Annotated in this window: 22 protein-coding genes; 3 read left to right on the forward strand and 19 right to left on the reverse strand. The window is 60.8% G+C overall.

Annotated elements, in window-relative coordinates; all coding sequences use genetic code 11:
* Window positions 1-8: 8 nt before the first annotated feature.
* From B5G12_RS00255 to B5G12_RS00345, 18 genes are all read right to left on the reverse strand, one after another.
* On the reverse strand, window positions 9-338 hold the full coding sequence (locus B5G12_RS00255) for a nucleoside triphosphate pyrophosphohydrolase family protein (RefSeq protein ID WP_087322709.1): 330 nt from the start codon (window positions 336-338) through the stop codon (window positions 9-11).
* Complete coding sequence (locus B5G12_RS00260) at window positions 335-544, reverse strand: hypothetical protein (RefSeq protein ID WP_087322712.1); 210 nt, start codon at window positions 542-544, stop codon at window positions 335-337. The genes B5G12_RS00255 and B5G12_RS00260 overlap by 4 nt, the downstream gene beginning before the upstream one ends.
* Window positions 534-923 (reverse strand): hypothetical protein, encoded by a 390-nt coding sequence (locus B5G12_RS00265; RefSeq protein WP_144064071.1) that lies wholly within the window; start codon window positions 921-923, stop codon window positions 534-536. Before B5G12_RS00265 ends, B5G12_RS00260 begins: the two co-directional genes overlap by 11 nt.
* Window positions 916-1,116 carry a hypothetical protein gene (locus B5G12_RS00270; RefSeq protein ID WP_144064072.1) on the reverse strand — a complete coding sequence of 67 codons (201 nt, stop codon included), beginning with the start codon at window positions 1,114-1,116 and terminating at the stop codon, window positions 916-918. The genes B5G12_RS00265 and B5G12_RS00270 overlap by 8 nt, the downstream gene beginning before the upstream one ends.
* Window positions 1,117-1,423: 307 nt before the next feature.
* A complete protein-coding gene (locus tag B5G12_RS00280; protein WP_079699136.1) occupies window positions 1,424-1,660 on the reverse strand; it encodes a hypothetical protein in 237 nt (78 codons plus the stop codon).
* 5 nt (window positions 1,661-1,665) lie between these two features.
* Window positions 1,666-1,968 carry a DUF6378 domain-containing protein gene (locus B5G12_RS00285; protein WP_087322723.1) on the reverse strand — a complete coding sequence of 101 codons (303 nt, stop codon included), beginning with the start codon at window positions 1,966-1,968 and terminating at the stop codon, window positions 1,666-1,668.
* Entirely contained in the window at window positions 1,955-2,593 is a 639-nt protein-coding gene (gene thyX, locus B5G12_RS00290; protein ID WP_087322726.1) for an FAD-dependent thymidylate synthase, read from the reverse strand. Before thyX ends, B5G12_RS00285 begins: the two co-directional genes overlap by 14 nt.
* Window positions 2,568-3,581 carry a radical SAM protein gene (locus B5G12_RS00295; RefSeq protein WP_242955875.1) on the reverse strand — a complete coding sequence of 338 codons (1,014 nt, stop codon included), beginning with the start codon at window positions 3,579-3,581 and terminating at the stop codon, window positions 2,568-2,570. The genes thyX and B5G12_RS00295 overlap by 26 nt, the downstream gene beginning before the upstream one ends.
* A gap of 100 nt (window positions 3,582-3,681) precedes the next feature.
* On the reverse strand, window positions 3,682-3,879 hold the full coding sequence (locus B5G12_RS00300) for a hypothetical protein (RefSeq protein ID WP_087322730.1): 198 nt from the start codon (window positions 3,877-3,879) through the stop codon (window positions 3,682-3,684).
* 17 nt (window positions 3,880-3,896) lie between these two features.
* The gene (locus tag B5G12_RS00305; RefSeq protein ID WP_087322733.1) at window positions 3,897-5,885 is read right to left on the reverse strand and encodes a DNA polymerase; all 1,989 of its coding nucleotides are present in this window, start codon (window positions 5,883-5,885) and stop codon (window positions 3,897-3,899) included.
* A gap of 12 nt (window positions 5,886-5,897) precedes the next feature.
* Entirely contained in the window at window positions 5,898-6,593 is a 696-nt protein-coding gene (locus B5G12_RS00310) for a DUF2815 family protein (RefSeq protein ID WP_242955876.1), read from the reverse strand.
* Between the two features lie 19 nt (window positions 6,594-6,612).
* Window positions 6,613-7,206, reverse strand: a complete 594-nt coding sequence (locus B5G12_RS00315) for a hypothetical protein (RefSeq protein ID WP_087322739.1) — start codon at window positions 7,204-7,206, stop codon at window positions 6,613-6,615.
* Window positions 7,199-8,440 (reverse strand): DUF2800 domain-containing protein, encoded by a 1,242-nt coding sequence (locus B5G12_RS00320; RefSeq protein WP_087322742.1) that lies wholly within the window; start codon window positions 8,438-8,440, stop codon window positions 7,199-7,201. Before B5G12_RS00320 ends, B5G12_RS00315 begins: the two co-directional genes overlap by 8 nt.
* An 11-nt stretch (window positions 8,441-8,451) precedes the next feature.
* Window positions 8,452-8,967, reverse strand: coding sequence for a hypothetical protein (locus B5G12_RS00325; protein WP_087322744.1), 516 nt, complete (start codon window positions 8,965-8,967; stop codon window positions 8,452-8,454).
* 97 nt (window positions 8,968-9,064) lie between these two features.
* A complete protein-coding gene (locus B5G12_RS00330) occupies window positions 9,065-9,730 on the reverse strand; it encodes a lytic transglycosylase domain-containing protein (RefSeq protein WP_087322747.1) in 666 nt (221 codons plus the stop codon).
* A 12-nt stretch (window positions 9,731-9,742) separates the two neighbouring features.
* Window positions 9,743-10,330 carry a hypothetical protein gene (locus B5G12_RS00335; protein ID WP_087322749.1) on the reverse strand — a complete coding sequence of 196 codons (588 nt, stop codon included), beginning with the start codon at window positions 10,328-10,330 and terminating at the stop codon, window positions 9,743-9,745.
* A 13-nt stretch (window positions 10,331-10,343) separates the two neighbouring features.
* Window positions 10,344-10,550: a hypothetical protein gene (locus tag B5G12_RS00340; RefSeq protein ID WP_087322751.1), complete on the reverse strand. Its 207-nt coding sequence runs from the start codon at window positions 10,548-10,550 to the stop codon at window positions 10,344-10,346.
* A 44-nt stretch (window positions 10,551-10,594) separates the two neighbouring features.
* Window positions 10,595-10,837: a helix-turn-helix domain-containing protein gene (locus B5G12_RS00345; RefSeq protein ID WP_087322756.1), complete on the reverse strand. Its 243-nt coding sequence runs from the start codon at window positions 10,835-10,837 to the stop codon at window positions 10,595-10,597.
* A gap of 239 nt (window positions 10,838-11,076) precedes the next feature.
* Between B5G12_RS00345 and B5G12_RS00350 the strand changes: the two genes are divergently transcribed.
* From B5G12_RS00350 to B5G12_RS00360, 3 genes are all read left to right on the forward strand, one after another.
* Entirely contained in the window at window positions 11,077-12,978 is a 1,902-nt protein-coding gene (locus tag B5G12_RS00350; RefSeq protein ID WP_087227946.1) for a polysaccharide biosynthesis protein, read from the forward strand.
* Window positions 12,979-13,002: 24 nt separating this feature from the next.
* Entirely contained in the window at window positions 13,003-14,304 is a 1,302-nt protein-coding gene (locus B5G12_RS00355) for a diaminopimelate decarboxylase family protein (protein WP_087228163.1), read from the forward strand.
* Between the two features lie 81 nt (window positions 14,305-14,385).
* Window positions 14,386-14,805 carry a hypothetical protein gene (locus B5G12_RS00360; RefSeq protein ID WP_087322759.1) on the forward strand — a complete coding sequence of 140 codons (420 nt, stop codon included), beginning with the start codon at window positions 14,386-14,388 and terminating at the stop codon, window positions 14,803-14,805.
* A 424-nt stretch (window positions 14,806-15,229) separates the two neighbouring features.
* Here B5G12_RS00360 and B5G12_RS00365 read toward each other — a convergent pair whose 3' ends face one another.
* Window positions 15,230-16,765, reverse strand: a complete 1,536-nt coding sequence (locus tag B5G12_RS00365) for a YifB family Mg chelatase-like AAA ATPase (RefSeq protein WP_087322760.1) — start codon at window positions 16,763-16,765, stop codon at window positions 15,230-15,232.
* Window positions 16,766-16,778: the final 13 nt, after the last annotated feature.

Consider the following 16,778-nt stretch of genomic DNA (forward strand, 5'->3'; position numbering starts at 1 on the left):
GGCACCTCTTACTCTGGGTTTTTCTGTTCTTGGGTTATTCGTTCCAGCCAGCGCCGGAGCTTTTCCGCCTCCACGGCGGTGGTGTTATATCCGCCCATAGCGACATCCAGGACCTTGAGGCACAAGCGGACATCCCCCAGCTCCTCATGCAGATGCTCTGCCGCCTGGGCGTGGGTCACCGGCGTGGGGTTTTCACCCCGGAGCTTTCTGGCCATTTTGAGAGAGGCCTGGGTCAGTTCTGCCAGCTCCTCAGCGCATTGCTCCAGCACGGCGGGCAGGCCGATGGCCTCAATGACCTGGAGCACCCCTCTGGTGCTTTCGGTGTCAGCAGCTTTCATCTGAAACACCTCCCGGTCTTTTTGTCCTTGATTTCAATACGGGCCAGCAGCTCAAAGCCGCTTTCCGCTATGATGAATTTGAGCACCTTGATGAGAAAATTGACCTTTCCCTCCAGGGCGGCGTCCTCCTGCATGATGGGCCGCAGGGCGTTGTAGGCGGTGGGGTCAGAGTAGCCCTCACCGTTTTCCCAGGGTTTAGGGGTCATTGTTCAGCACCTCCTCTTGCCATTTTTCCAGGTCAATGCCCTTTTCCTTGAGTTTGTAGCGCTCGGGGTAAAGGTCATCCATTTCATAAAACTCACGCATCCGGCGGTGTTCCTTGGCCATCGCCAGATAGAAGTCATGGAGGCGCTTTTCCCTCCATCCATAGCACTGGTACAGGGTCCAGATGACCATGGTGTCCAGGTCAAGGGAAAAGCGCTTGTCCGCCTCCAGACATTGTTGGTTGATTTCGTGCATCATGGCGCTCTCCATGGTTGGGGTCATAATGTCCCGGCCCAGATCAGAGAGCTTGATGTTGATGCTGGGGTCCTTGGGCACCTGGACGCCCTGCTTTTGTAGCTTGCGCCGCTCCCGCCTATTCATGGCGGGCCTCACGGCGGCACTGGAGGAAATGCTCAGTGGGCTCCCAATCCTCCATTACAAAGACAGTTTCCTCCGGCCCCAGGCCGTGGAGGTCACACACAAAGTCACCCTCACCCAGATACATGCAATGGTCACACATGTTGGGGTCACAGGTCTTGGGCAGCGGGCGGCGGCGTTTCTTGTTCTTGTCCATGGTCAAAGCCTCCTATCTCTTTTCGATTTCCTCAAACACAATGCGCTCCGGGAGTATGTTGTGGCATATATACACGCTACTAAAAGGAGGATTGAGTGAGGGTTTCTGTTCGGCGTAGTCCTTGAAATAGGCTACACGGCGGTTTAAGTACATGATTTCAAAGGGGTTGTCCCGAAACATCTCAAAGCGTTCTTGGCTTTCAAAGAGGCCCACCACGCCCACCAGCATGGCAAAAGGCTTGTCAATCTGGAAAAGCCGCTGGAGCACAGGGCCCTTTATGGAATAGGGTGGGTTGCTTATGATGTAGTCACATCGGGGGGGGGTCTATACTGAAAAAGTCCCCGCCTGTTTCAATGTGGGTGTGGACCACCGACACGCCGCAGGCAGCATAGCGCTGGAGCATCTTGACAAAGTTGCTTTCCGCAGTATCAAAGGGGCACCACACCACGCAGGGCATTTTGAGATATTTGAGAATGGGCTTGATGGCATATTCCGGGGTGTAAAACTCATCGTTTTGAGATGAGGCCACCTGGTCCATTTTCATGGTGTCTACACCTCCTTGGTGGCAATCTCGCCAGCACATGCCGCATAACCGGCCAGGTCCACAAAGCTGTCCGCTTTGTTTCCGGTGGCAATCCGGGCCACTTTGAGCAGCCCCATCATGGCGGCCACATCCTTGGCAGTGATGTGGTTGACGGCCATGACCCTGGCCAGCTCCGGGTGAGCTGCCCGCAGGTAGACACCCCACAGCAGGCCGATGGTTTCAAAGTTATTTTCCGGGGTGCCATAGTCCTGCTCACGCTCTCCGCAGACGCAGACCCGGGCAGCCTCCAGGATTTCAGCTCTTTTCATGGGGCACCTCCAGATCATCAAATACAACGGGGATGAGCTCCTGCATCCGGTGGAGCAGCGGGATGGCCACCTCTCTCATCTGGGGATGAGCTGCCGGAGCCGTGCGGAGCTTGAAGAAATGCCGCCATTCCCGCAGGTTGGCGGTCATCACCACCTCTGTCTTGAGGCTGTTGGGCAGCACAGACCGGGCCTCCTGGGGCGTGCAGCCAAAGGTGAGCATATCAAAATAGGCATCCTCAGCGCAGCGGCAGGCGTCCCTCCAGATGTCCCATCTTGGCGTCCCCTCCACCAAAAAGATGGGCTTGATGATGGTGATTTCCCCGCCAAAGCCGTCCTTGGAGTAGTTGCAGTAGCGGGTGCTCTCCTGGCAGTAGGATGCCAGACGGTGCCGGACCAGCTCATGGGACACGCCCCGGTCACAGATAAACTTGACGGTGATGTCATAGTGCTCCAGCACGGCCTCATGGCCCCGCTTGATGATGCCAGCCACAAAGGTGGCGGCGCTGGTGTCGGTGATTTTGTCCTCGGACTTATAGCACACCCGGCCACACAGCTCAATGTGCTTGAGGATGGTTTTGCCGTCCAGGGGCGTGAGGATTTCAAAACTGGGAGAGATGATTTTCATGTTGATGCCTCCTTAAAATATCCGGCCATTTAGTCAAAAACTGGATGTATGGCCGGTAGTCGTTGACCGTTTGGCAAGAGGCCCAGAGGGCCCGGTTGGATGTCCAGCGTTGGAGATGTTGGCACAGCTTAAAATGGAAAATCTGCTCCGGTGTGTATCTATCCCACACATCGGGGAGGAGCCGCCCCCTGGCGTCTACAAATTTCTGCTTGTCGTAGATCATCACATAGGGGCAGTAGCCCAATATGCGGAGCTTGTAGATGCGGAGCAGGTCCTCCTCATGGCTTGACCAATAATTGGTCAGAACATAGACGCCGATTTTCCGGGCTGGGAAAAGGCCGCTTGAGGCCACCTTTGAAAACTGGGGGAAAAGGTCCTCTTTGGGGTCGTCCCATGCAAAGTGATAATCTTTGACCCGAACATGGCGCAGCTCCTCAATGACCTCATCCGTCATAAATCGGACATCCATGCCCCCGCCAAACTCCACCTCTGCTTTGGATGCCGCCAGTTGTCGTATCAGGTCTATGCGGTCATCTTTGCAGGCCAGGAGGTTTTGGTCCAATAGGTAAATCTGCTTTTGCCCGGTCCAAAATTCGCTCAGGTCAGCCGTTTTGATTGACCTGCACCCATCCTTTTCAGGGGTGATGCAAAAGCCGTGGTTTGCTCTTGGGCACCCTCTGGTGAGCCATCCCAAAGCAAATTTGAATTGAGGATAAAGGGAGTAGTCCGGGGTGGTGTGTTCGATTTCATAAGGGAGCTTGTTTTTGAGGTCTATGCCTGAGCCTCCAATGTGTACGGTGTCGGCGTTGGTGATAGCAGGCAGCACACTTTCCGTGAAAACCTTTGAAGCGTAAACAATGGAATAGCGGCCATCACCGGGGTCCCACCATTCAACGGTATCTCCACGGCTCTTGTGCCAGGCGGAAAGTTTCATCAAAGGCAGGTTGGGGAAATTGTGGCTGTCCACATCAAAAAGTCCTATTCTCATGTGGGCCTCCCGGCCCCGCCTCCGCTGAGTGGCGGCGGGGGCTAAAAAATAATTTAGATAGTGCTGTATGAGAGGGTTTTTCCGCCGGAAAAAACGGCGGTCAATCGGCCCGGAAACCATGCCGGGCAAGGTAGCGCTCAGCCTGCTGCTCCTGGGTGAAATGGCGGCTCTTGCGGCGCTCACGGTCCCGCCCATAGACAACGGTGGAGCCAATGCCCTTAACCACCCAGTAGTCCTTGTTGTTCTTGCGGACATAGTTGAAATAGACGGCCTCGCCTTTGTTGTTTACCATGTGCATGGTCCTGGCCTCCTTTATCAGTCTTTGGTGAAGTAATAGCCCACCCAGCCAGCGGCTTTGAGGGGCAGATCAGGTGCCCAGGGCACCGGCTCCCCCATGATGGAGCAGACGGTGGAGAGCATGGTGTCATCATCTGCAAAGGGGGCCACATCAATGACCACCTCATCATGCACATGGAACACCACAGGGAGCTTGGCGGCCTCCAGCCGGTCAATGGATGCGGCCAGACAGTCACGGGCGATGGCCTGCACGCAGTTCTCCACCAGCTTTCCGCCGTAGGTTTCAATGCGTTTCCAGCGCTTGGTTTTCTGGTCCATACCCATGTAGGAGATGGAGGGTCGCCCCCATTCGTTCTGGCCAATGCTGGGATTGATGTAGTAGAGCTTGCGCCCGGATGGGAGCAGGATGGTGAGGCAGTCAGTGCCGTTGTCATAGTCGTACTCACGGGCCAGCAGCAGGCCATTGACGCCCACGCTGCCGCCCTCTGTGATGACCTGGACGGCGGCGCTGTCCATGGAATACCAGAGGTCACGGATGCGCTTGTTGGCCTCTCTCCAGCGGCTCACGATGTCCGGCAGCTCCTCCTCAGTGAGCCCCATGTCCAGGGCTCCCATGGTGATGAGGGCCCCGGTGCTGCCCTGGTAGCCCAGGGCCAGCTCAGCCACCTTGCCCTTTTGCCGGAGTGCATACTCTGGGTTGCCCTTTTTGATGAGCTCCAGGGGCACGCCGAACATCTGAGAGGCAGAGGCCTCATAGATTTTGCCGTGGGTGCGGAACACCTCAAGCCGCCATTGCTCACCGGCCAGCCAGGAAATGACACGGGCCTCAATGGCCGAAAAGTCAGCATCAATGAGGACATGCCCCTCCGGGGCCACAAAGGCCGTGCGGATGAGCTGGCTGAGGGTGTCAGGCACGCTGCCATAGATGAGCCGCAGAGCGTCCAGCTTGCGGCTCTTGACCAGTTCCCGGGCAAGGTCCAGCGGCTCCGTGTAGGTCCTGGGCAGGTTTTGCACCTGCACCAGCCGCCCGGCCCAGCGCCCCGTCCGGTTGGCCCCATAGAATTGGAGCAGCCCCCGGACCCGGCCATCCTCGCAGACGGCGGCCTCTATGGCGTCATACTTTTTGGTGGAGGTCTTGCCCAGCTCTTGCCGGATTTCCAACATGCGGCTCACCTGGGCGCTGTTATTGTCACGGCCCAGCAGGCGGGCCACGGTGTCCTTTCTCAGATCGGCCAGCTCCTCACCAATCTCCTCCTGGAGCCATGCGGAGAGCTGGGCCACGCTGTTGGGGTTGGACAGACCGGAGAGCCGCACGGCCTCCGCTGTGAGGGTTTGGCGCACGGTGTCACCCAGATACAGGGCCCCGGTGACCAGTTCCAGGTCAACGGCCACGCCCCGGGCGTTGATGATGAGGTCGGTTTCCCATTGTTTCTGCACCCAGTCCGGGGGCATGAACGCTGAGAGCCGCCGCTCAATCTCCATTTCCGTGACCACATCCTGCTTGCAATACTCTTTGAAAAGCTCCCATTTGGCGGGGTCGTGCTGGGGCAGGTTGCGGGTCCTCTGGCCGTTGGCCTTTGTGGGCTTGCATGGTATGCAGAAATAGCGGATGAGGGCCTTGCCGGTGTTGAGCTTCTGCTTGTCCTGGGGGAGCCCCAGGGCCTTGCCGGTGGCGTCCAGGCCCGCTGTATAGCCGCAGTAGAGGCCGTGGAACATGGTGCAGCGCCATTGACTGGGGGGCAGGGTGCCCAGATACTTTGAGAGGCAGCCCCACTCAAAGGGGGCGTTGTAAGCGTGCTTGATGTACTCCGGGCTGGTGATGGCCTGGACCAGCCACGGGGGGAGCCTCTCCCCCCGTGCCAGGTCGATGATTTGAACAGGCGCACCATCCAGGCTGAAAGCAAAGAGCAGGATTTCAAAGTCCGGGCTCTGGATGTATTTCTGGGCACCGGCCTTTGCCAGCGGCACGCTGGAATAGGTTTCAAGGTCAATGCTGAGATGGTGCATGAGTGGGCCTCCTTACATGGGCTGTCCGGTGATGGGGTTGATGCCGTTGCCGCTGTTCCAGGGCGGAGTGTTGGCAGGCATGGGGGCGGCACCGTAGTTGGGAGCGGGGGCACCGTAGTTGGGAGCGGGGGCACCGTAGTTAGGAGCCGGAGCGGCGGGGGCTGCTCCAATGCCCGCAAAGTCAGAGGCGGCAGAGGCCTGGCCGCTCAGAGGCTCCCCGTCACGGGTCTTGAGGACATTGCCCAGGCCGCAGCCGATGCCCTTGTTGCCGCTGTTGGAGTAGCCGAAAAAGCGGATGGTCACACGGCCATACATGCCGCTGTAAATGTCGGAGGGGGCCAGCTCACAGTTGATGTTGTCGATGCCCACCACCTGGGGCTTGTTCTTGGTGCTGGCGGTGATGACCCAGTGGCCTTTGCACTCATCGCCAAAGGGGACGCCGGACTGGCGCACGCCGTCACCGTCGTGGATGGGCACCTTGAGCACCGGGGGCCGGGCCCCGTTCCAGGTCTTGGTCAAAGCCTCCTGAGCGGCGGCGTTGATGGCGGCGTCAATGTCTGCCTTGGTGGCCGTGTCGGTCTTGGGGATGAGCAGGGTGACGGAAAACTTGGGCTCACCGCCCTGCTGGGAGGCCCTGGGGGTGGTCAGGTTGCAGTAGGAGAGGCGCACCTCGCCGGTCAGCACTTTCATGGGGTCATTCTGATACATAATCCTTGATCTCCTTTTCTTAATTCATTGGGTGTTTCGTATCGTTCCAGATGGTTTGGATTTTCAACCAGCGCCCATGCAGGGCCTTTGCAGATTTGACCCTTGCCGCCAGGCGCTTGTTGTTCTTGGTTATCTCCGCCAGCTGCTTTTTAGAGCAGTAGCTCTTGAGGTAGTCGGTGGCCTTGTAGCCGTCCACATAATCCTTTGAGGCCAGTTTCCAGGCTTGCTTGCTCTCCTCCACAGCACTCTCCAGATGGGCGGTTAGCCGTTCAATGGCAGCCTCATTGGTCCATGTATCTGAGAGGATGAGCTTGATGAGTTTGCGGAGGTTGGTGACTGGCAGGTCCAGCAGCCGGTCAAGGTAGATGTCCGCCCGAAAGTCACCAGATCGGACGGTGATGAGCTTGTCCGGGTCCGTGAACATGGGGCAGCTTTCGCAACGGTCCCGGTCAGGGATGGCGGAAAGGTAGCTCCTGGGCTCCGCCACCTTGTAGCTCACCGCCCTCTTGCAGCAGGGGGCCACCGGGAAAACCGGGTCACGGTCCTTTAGGTCAATAGGGGTAAATGGGTGGAGCCCTGGCCTGGCATGGGCGCAGGTGTTGTATTTAGGCATCCGCTTTCACCCCGGCAAAATCAGAGGCGGCGGGGGCGTAGGCCTCCCGCTTGTCAGAGGCCGGGGCAAGTGTGGGCTTGCCCAGAGGCTTTGTCACAAAGCCGCCAATTTTTTCCGCAAATTCAGCCTTGCCCATGAGTTTCTCCAGCTCAGAGAGCGTCTTGGGCTTGCGGTCATAGACCAGGGCCTCATCATACCCAGCGGCAATGACGGCCTGGATGGCGGCGTCCTGGTCGGTAAAGGTCCGATTGCTCCGGCCCGCCACCAGTTTCCAGCCGGGGATTTCCTTGCCAGCCAGCAGGGCCTCCGTGGCGTAGGCCTCCAGGTCTTTGTACCATTGGACCAGCTGAGCCCCACGCTCCAGCAGATCGCCAATCTCGGCATCCGTGAGCAGCGGGTGGACCTCCTCGCCAGTGACGGCTCCGGTGTGGGAGTGTTCCTGGGGGACCAGGGCATCCGCCGGGATGCTCCCGGCGGGCACACAGTCCTTGAAGTCCTCCAGGGCGGTGTTGACCTTGGCACGGGCCCGGCACTGGGCCTTGCCACGGCAAAAGCGGCAATGGTCACCGGGGACAAACTCACCCAGGCCGGAAAAGGCCCGCTGGGCAATGGGCTTGATGCTCTCGCCCCAGGCCCTCAGCTCCTCCACGGTGATTTCATCCGTTGTGTAGCTGTCCAGCCGGGGTTGGTCAATGGTCATTCGGACCCGCTTGATGGTGTCACCGAACACGGCGGCATAGCGCCGGAGAGCCCCCAGGGCGTAAAGTTTCATTTGCGGGTTTCCCACGGCAGAAACCGGGACGCCCTTGCCGTGCTTGTAGTCGGTGATGCTCAGCAGATCGCCGCCGATGATGCAGCAGTCACAGGTGCCAAAGCCCTCCGGCACATAGTCCGAAAAGTCCACTCGGACCTCCACGGCCACGGTGGGGGCGCTGTCATAGTCCATGACCTGCTCCGTGATGTGCTCCAGGTAGAGGTCCGTGGTCTTGTCCATCTCCGGGTCATAGAGGGGGTTTTTCTTGAGCTTATTGAGCCGGGTGTTGTAGGTCCGGGTGCTCATGGGGGTGCATTTCTTGAGGACCTTGAGCTCACCAATGGCGTGGGCCAGGCGGCCCTCTTCTGCATATTCGCTGGTGTTCTCCGGCAGCCCCTCCTCAAAGCGGGGGGCCGCCGTACACTTGAGCCAGCGGGAGGCGGAGGAGGCCGAAAGCAAAGCGTGTTTCTCAGGAGGCATGGGGCACCTCCTTAAATCTGAGCGCCCAGGGCTCGGAGCTCCGTGGCGAAAGCGCCATACTGCTCCGGCTTGAGCTGGGTGACGGCCTGCACGCCATAGCGGCCCAGGAGCTCCAAAAGCTGCTGCATCTTCCCGGCGTCAACCAGGGAGGCACCGGCCCGGGAGATTTGGTCCAGGGTATAGGTGGGGGCTCCCGCAACAGGCACAGCAGGTGCCGGGGTGTTACCAGGGGCGGCAGATGTCGGGCCAGCAGTCGGCGCATTGGTCACAGGCGTGGGAGAGGGGCTGGGGGCCACCATAGGGGCCGCCGTAGTGGGCGCAGGTCCCGGGGTAGGGTTTACCGGCGCAGGGCTCACAGGAGCCGCCACAGGGGACGCAGGGGCGGGCGTAGTGGGATAGGCGGAAACAGGCAGCGGCTCATCCGGGATGAGCAGCGCCGGGTCCGGGCCAGAGGCGATGGCCTCAGCCAGTTTCAAGATAGAGGCGGCCAGATCGGGAGCCTCAACGGTGATTTTCATTTCCATCATGGATGTCATCCTCCTTTGTGTTTTCTTGGCAATCACATTTCTCTCCGGGGTCCAGGTTGGCCCCACAATAGGGACAGGTCCAGTAATACGGCATGGCTCATTCCTCCAAAATGCTTGTCCAGTAGTCAAAGCGGTCCATGACCTTGCTGGAGTGCTCCGTGTGGTATGTACCGGAGGCCCACAGCTTTTGAGCACCGGAGGGGCCGCAGTTGTAGGCCATGATGGCCATTTCCGGGTCCCCGTAGGCGGTGAGGTAGTCAGAGAGGAACAGGACACCGGCCTCAATGTTCCCGGCTGGCGTCATGGGGTCAATTCCTTGCTCCAGGAGCCACCCATGATTGACCTTGTTGATTTGCATGAGGCCGTAGTCATTGGTGCTGCTGGTGGCGTCCGGGTCAAAGCGGCTCTCGACATCGGCCACGGCCAGCGCCAGAGCATAGGGGACGCCGTACTCCTCACAACAGGCCTGCATGGTCACCTGGAGGTCAGGGTCCAGGAGGTTGCCGCCTGTCACTATGTCATCCCGCCAGAGGGCCTCCTCCGTGGAGGGGGCCGCACTGGGCTCAGCGGTGGGCTCAGGCGTGTTGATGCTTTCCAGGACCGGCTCCGGGAGAGTGAGGGCCGCTTTGTCGGCGGCTCTCACCCCCATGCAGTAACCGGCGGCGAAAATAGCGGCGCACACAAGCGCCAGGATGATGACCGGGCCATAATTGCGGCGGCGCTTGCGCTTGGCGGTCCTCCGGGTTGTTTCATGGGCGGACATGGAGCTCACCCCTTAGTTGGCGATGCGGCGGAAAAGCTCCTCCGCCAGCTCACGGGTGCTGTACTGCTCCAGGGGGTTGGTGTCCTCAGCCTCCACGGTGAGGGAGGAGGGAATGAGGAAAGCGGGGCGGGACCCGACGGAGTAGTTGCAGTAGCTGTCGTAGATGTTGCCATCGGAGTTCAGCCCCATCACCCACTTGTCATCCTCATTGACTTCCGGGGTACTCCAGGGGGTGACGGACCACTCAAAGCTCTCCGGCAGGGGGATGATGTCATGGTACTTGCGGAGCTCATCCAGAGTGAGCGGGGCCACCTTGCACTCACAAGTGCCATACTCTTTGGAGCCGTTGAGAGCGGTGAGGTCCACAGTGCGGGTGATGATCTCATCGGGGTTGCCATCCGTGAGGCTCCGCAGATAGGGGCCATTGAGATGGGACCGGAGAGAGCTGGCGGCAAAGTTGTTGGAGCTGCCAAAGGCGTGGGTCATCTGGTCCAGGTGCAGCATGAGGGTGCCGTCCTTGCGGTGCTCCAGCACCAGGCAGGGCTCTCCGTGGTAGTCCACGGCCTTACCGGGGGCGATGTTCAAAATAGCGGTTTTCATTGGTATGTCCTCCTTACTGGTCGGTTTCGTCCTCATCATCGTCCCCGGAGATGTCAATGAGGCTTTCCGCCTGGACGATGATTTCAGAAACAATCTGGCGGATGGGCAAGCCGGTCTTAAAGCGGAGCCGCCGGACAACTTTCTCCGCCTCCGGGGTGAGCCGGACGGTGCCGATGCACTCATCAGTGCGGGTCTGGGTCCTCAAAATAATGGGTTTCATGTTGTGCCTCCTTTGATTTGTGAAAAGCGGTGACAGGTATGGCCTCAGCGGCTCTGCTTTCCCCTCCGCTCAAGTTCCTGTTGCATCCTGAGCTGGGCAAGGGTAGCATCATACTGCAATCGCTGGTCCGGGAGGCGGACCCCAGAACGGCCCCGGCGCAGTTCCGTGTAGAGCGTGGACAGCGGCACATCAAGGGCCTCCGCCATGTCTTTGACCGTTTTGCCTTGCTCCCAAAGCTCCTGGAGCGTTTGCCGGGCCTGGAGCGTTGCGAAAGCGTAGCTCGCCATTGATTTCACCTCTTTTCTGGCATAAAAAAAATTAGCTTGCTGGGTGCCATGTATTTCTACATGGACCCTGCAAACTAATCTTAGTGGTTGCCCCGCGGCGGAAGAAACGCTGAAAGTTCTGGACACAGCCGGGAAAACTGAGTATAATATAAGATGTTTATCTGCGGGGGACGGTCTGGCCGGCGGCCCGCAGACAGCAATAAACGGCGCTGAGCCGCCGGAGAATAAGAGGACGTATCTTGAAAAAGGAAACCAAACGCAAGGGGTCGATCTTGCTGCGGCGGGCGCTGCTGTTCTTGATCGATCTTTTGATCGTATGCTTCAGTTTTTATCTCGGGCTGCTGCTGCGCGCCGACGGTGCGCCGGACGTGGATATCTGGTGGCCCCACAACCTGGCTCTGCTGTACGAGAACCTGCCCTGGATCGCGGCGCTGTATATGCTGTCCTTCGCGGCGGGGGGCCTGTACTCCATCCTGTGGAAGTATGCCGGCGAACGGGATCTGATCCGCCTGTGCGTGATGGTGGCGGTGCCCACGGTGGCGGTGTATTTTGTCAACCGCCTGTTCGTCCATGGCGTGCTGTTCAACTCGGCCAACTGCATCGCGGCGGTGTTCATCCTGCTGTTCGTGGGCGGGCTGCGGCTGGCCTGGCGGCTGTTTTTGGACCATCCTCTTGGGGCGGCCCTGCGGGGCGTGCCCACCAACGACCCCAACCGTCCCATGCTGATCGTGGGCGCGGGGGAGGCCGGCGCCTGGGCCATCAACGTGTGCAAATCCAACAAGACCTATGGCCGCCCGGTGGTGGTGGCGGACGACGCCCCCGAAAAGCTGAACAAGACCATCCACGGGGTGCCGGTCAAGGGCACTCTGGAGGATATCCCCGAGCTGTGCACCCGCTACAACATCTATGGCATCATCATCGCCATCCCCACGCTGCGGGGCAGCCGTCTGAACCACGTCATCGACCTGTGCATCTCCACCCACTGCAAGGTGCAGGTCCTCAGCGACCCCCAGTCGGTGGGCACGGGCAGCGCCCCCCAGCAGGCATTCCGTGAGCTGAACACCGCCGATTTCCTCTCCCGGGACGAAGTCACCCTGGACACCGAGAAGATCAGCGGCTACCTGAAGGACAAGGTGGTGCTGGTGACGGGGGGCGGCGGCAGCATCGGCAGCGAACTGTGCCGCCAGGTGATGCGCTTCGGCCCGGCCCGGCTGCTGATCTTTGACATCTATGAAAACTGCGCCTATGAGCTGCAGATGGAATTGCAGCGCAAGTACGGCCGCCAGGCCCCCATCGAGGTGCTGATCGGCTCGATCCGGGACAAAGAGCGGCTGGACGAGGTGTTTGAGACCTACCACCCCCAGGTGGTGTTCCATGCGGCGGCCCACAAGCATGTGCCGCTGATGGAAGTCAGCCCCGCCGAGGCGGTGAAAAACAACGTCATGGGCACCAAGAACCTGCTGACCAGCGCCAGTGAGCATCATGTGGAGCGGCTGGTGCAGCTGTCCACCGACAAGGCGGTCAACCCCACCAGCGTCATGGGCTGCACCAAGCGCATCTGCGAAATGCTGATCCAGACCTTTGCCCAGCACACCGAGATGAAATGCGTGGCGGTCCGCTTTGGCAATGTGCTGGGCAGCCACGGCAGCGTGATCCCGCTGTTTGAAGCCCAGATCAAGCAGGGCGGCCCGGTGACTCTGACCGACGAGAACATCGAGCGCTATTTCATGACCATCCCCGAGGCGGCCCAGCTGGTGCTGCAGGCCGGAGCCCTGGCCGAGAGCGGCAGCATCTATGTGCTGGATATGGGCAAGCCGGTCAAGATCATCGACCTGGCCCGGCAGCTGATCCGCTTTTACGGCTATGAGCCGGGGGTCAACATGGAGATCAAGGTGGTGGGCCTGCGCCCCGGCGAAAAGCTGTATGAGGAGCTGATGATGGACGAGGAGCAGGACAAGATGCGCCGCACCGAGCACAACAAGATCTTTGTGGCGCCTCCCCGGGACATCAAGCTGGACGTGTTTTACCAGCAGCTGCAGGATCTGTTCCAGGCTGCCGAACACAACGATGAAAAGGTCGTGCAGCAGCTGCAGAAGATGATCCCCACCTTTACGCCGGTGCGGGAACAACTGAAAAAATAAAGACGAGAGGGATGTCGATTTATGATGGACAAGAAACCGTTCCTGACCGAGGCGCAGGCCCAGCAGATCCTGCAGGACGTGCCCACACCCTTCCACATTTACGATGAAAAGGGCATCCGGGAGAACGCCCGCCGCATCAACGAGGCGTTCAGCTGGAACAAGGGCTTCAGGGAATACTTTGCGGTCAAGGCCCTGCCCAACCCCTATATCCTGCAGATCCTGCGGGAGGAGGGCTGCGGGGTGGACTGCTCCTCCTTCACCGAGCTGATGCTCAGCGAGGCGGTGGGCTTTGCGGGGGAGGAGATCATGTTCTCCTCCAACCAGACCCCCAGCGAGGATATGAAGAAGGCCGCCCAGCTGGGGGCCTACATCAACCTGGACGACGCCACCATGGTGGATTTCCTGGACCGCGTGGCCGGCGTGCCCGAGACGGTGTTCTGCCGCTACAATCCCGGCGGGACCTTCAGCCTGGGCGAGAGCGAGGAGGGCTTCCAGGTGATGGACCGGCCCGGCGAGGCCAAGTACGGCATGACCGAGGAGCAGATGGCGGACAGCTTCCGCCGTCTGAAGGCCAAGGGCGCCCGGACGTTCGGCATCCACGCGTTCCTGGCTTCCAACACCATCTCGGATGAGTATTATCCCCAGCTGGCGGCCATCCTGTTCCGGCTGGCGGTGCGCCTGTCCAAAGCGGCAGACGTCCATATCAAGTATATCAACCTGTCGGGAGGCGTGGGCATCCCCTACCGTCCCGGCCAGCCCGAAAACAACATCTACGCCATTGGCGAAGGGGTGCGCCGCCAGTTCGAGGAGATCCTGGTGCCGGCGGGCATGGGGGATGTGGCCATCTTCACCGAGATGGGCCGGTTCATGACCGGGCCTTACGGCGCCCTGGTGTCCACCGCCATCCACGAAAAGCACATCTACAAGGAGTACATCGGTCTGGACGCCTGCGCGGCCAACCTGATGCGCCCGGCCATGTACGGGGCCTACCACCACATCACGGTGCTGGGCAAGGAGGACGCCCCCTGCGACCACACATACGACGTGGTGGGCGGCCTGTGCGAGAACAACGACAAATTTGCGGTAGACCGGATGCTGCCCCGGATCGACATCGGGGACCTCATCTACATCCACGATACCGGCGCCCACGGCTCGGCCATGGGCTACAACTACAACGGCAAGCTGCGCAGCGCCGAGGTGCTGCTGTGCACCGACGGCGAACACCGCCTGATCCGCCGGGCCGAGACCCCCCAGGACTACTTTGCCACTCTGGATTTCACCCCCTTCTACAAGGAGATGTTCCCCGGCGAGGACGAAAAGAAGTAACCTGGGTTTATCGGAAAAGCCCTCCGGCTGCCCGGTCGTTGGGACCCGGCAGGTACACCATCAGGCAACGAGGCGAGAGAGATGTTTTTTGGTTTTCAGCTGACCTGCGGCATGATGCTGCTCTATTATGGCTACACGGTGATGAAAAATCCCCGGGTCTGGGGCGACCAGGGGCGCAACGCCATCAAGCCCGAAAACTTTGCCGAATATGCCCGGCAGAACGGCCTGTTCTTTATGAAAGCGGGGTTCGTCATCTGCATTGTGGGCGCCCTGGACGCCCTGGGCTGGCTGGACGGGCTGCTGTATGTGCTGCTGTATGTCTTTGGGCTGGCCTTTGCCTTTGTGCCCCTGAGCCGCTGGTGCAAGGAGCATGAGGGCCACGCCTGGCCCTGGCGCCATGTGGAGAGCGAGAAAAAGCGGATCCGCCGCCTGCGCAAAGAGCAGGAAGAACAGCAGGCCGGAGAGGATCCGGAAGGCCCTTCCCAAACAGAACAAGCATAACAAGATAAGGCCCTCTCCCACACGGGAAAGGGCCTTCAGACTATCAAAAAAGTCCCGTCCAGCCGACATGTGCGGATGGACGGGACACATACAGGGAAATTTAACGCTGAGAGTGTGCGAGCCGCCTTGCGGCGAGTGCGCGGTTCAGCGTTAAATTTTGTCCCCAGGGACTGCGAAGCTGAGGTGCGTCCTGCGGACGAAACAGCCGAAGCGGAGCAGGGGCAGCGGTCTGCCTTTTGCAAGCCCGCTGCGACGGGCGCAGCAAAAGCAGGGAACCGCAACCACCAGGGGGAAGGAATTTCTGCCGCGCGGCTGCGCGCAGAAATGGGGTCCCCCTAAAGCGTGCCGCTTTTGCGACACGCTCAAAGCCCTCTCCCACACGGGAAAGGGCCTTTTTGTTTGCTGACGCAGGAGCGCGGGCGGCTCAGAAGTTTTCCTGGGGACGGTATTGCAGCGCCTCCAGCAGGGCGTTCACCTCGATCTGTTCGGTGCCGGCCAGGTCGGCGATGGTGCGGGCCACCCGCAGGATGCGGTCGTGGCTGCGGGCGGACAGCCCCAGCCGGTCGAAAGACTTCTTCAGCAGCTGGTCGGCGTCGGGCTCCATCTGGCATACCTCGCGCACCTGGCTGGCGGACAGGCGGGCGTTGCAGGGAACGTTCTGGTAGCCCAGGGCTTCGAACCGCTTGGCCTGGATCTGGCGGGCGGCCAGGACCTGCTGGCGCATCTCGGCGCTGCTTGTCCGCTGGCCCGTGCTATGAAGCTCGCTGTAAGAGATGGGGGCCATCTGGACGTACAGATCGATGCGGTCCAGCAGGGGACCCGACACACGGCTGCGGTACTGCTGCACCGCGCGCGCAGAACAGGTGCAGGGCCGGGTGGGATGGCCGTAGTAGCCGCACCTGCAGGGATTCATGGCGGCCACCAGCTGGAAGTGGCTGGGATAGGTGGCGCTGCCCGCCGCCCGGCTGATGGTGATCTGCCCGTCTTCGAGGGGCTGACGCAGCACTTCCAGGCTTTCCCGGGGAAATTCGGGCAGCTCGTCCAAAAACAGTACGCCCGCGTTGGCCAGGCTGCACTCACCCGGACGGAACTGGCTGCCGCCTCCGGCCAGGGCTGCCGGGCTGGCCGAGTGGTGGGGACTGCGGAAAGGCCGGGTGGTGATCAGGCCGCTGCCCCGGGGCAGAAGGCCCGCCACCGAATAGATCTTGGCCGTCTCGACCGACTCCTCCCGGGTGAGGGGCGGCAGGATGCCGGGCAGGCGTTTGGCCAGCATCGATTTGCCGGTGCCGGGCGCGCCGATCATCAGGACATTGTGGCCCCCGGCGGCGGCCACCACCATGGCCCGGCGGGCCATATCCTGTCCCAGCACATCGGCAAAGTCGGGGCAGGCGTCCGGGCCGCTGTCCGGCACAAAGGGGATGGCCTCGGTGGGCAGGATGGTCGTCTCGCCTTCCAGCGCCTCCACCACCTGGCTGACCGTCTGAGCGGGGTAAACGCACATTCCGGTGCTGCCGCAGGCCTCGGCGGCCTCCGCGGCATTGTCGGCGGGCAGATAGAGGGCCTGCACCCCGGCTTCGGCGGCGGCCAGGGCCATGGGCAGCACCCCGGCCACGGGCCGCAGGGAACCGTCCAGGGCCACCTCCCCCAAAAAGGCGGTGCCGGGGGAGGGGACACGGATCTGGCGTGAAGCGGCCAGCACCGCCAGAAGCAGGGGCAGGTCATAGACGGGACCGGTCTTGCGGACATCGGCGGGGGCCAGGTTGACCGTCACCCGGCCTGCGGGCCAGCGATAATGCAGGTTGCGCGCGGCTGCCCGCACCCGGTCGGCGCTCTCCCGCACCGCCGAGTCGGGCAGTCCCACGATGGCAAAGGCGTCCATCCCCAGACAGACGTCCGCCTCCACCACCACCTTGAATCCTTGCAGGCCGTTCAGGCCAAAACTTTGCAATACAGCGTACATGGGTGCCCCTTTC

This window comes from Faecalibacterium sp. An58, from assembly GCF_002161515.1.
Classification (GTDB): domain Bacteria; phylum Bacillota; class Clostridia; order Oscillospirales; family Ruminococcaceae; genus Faecalibacterium; species Faecalibacterium avium.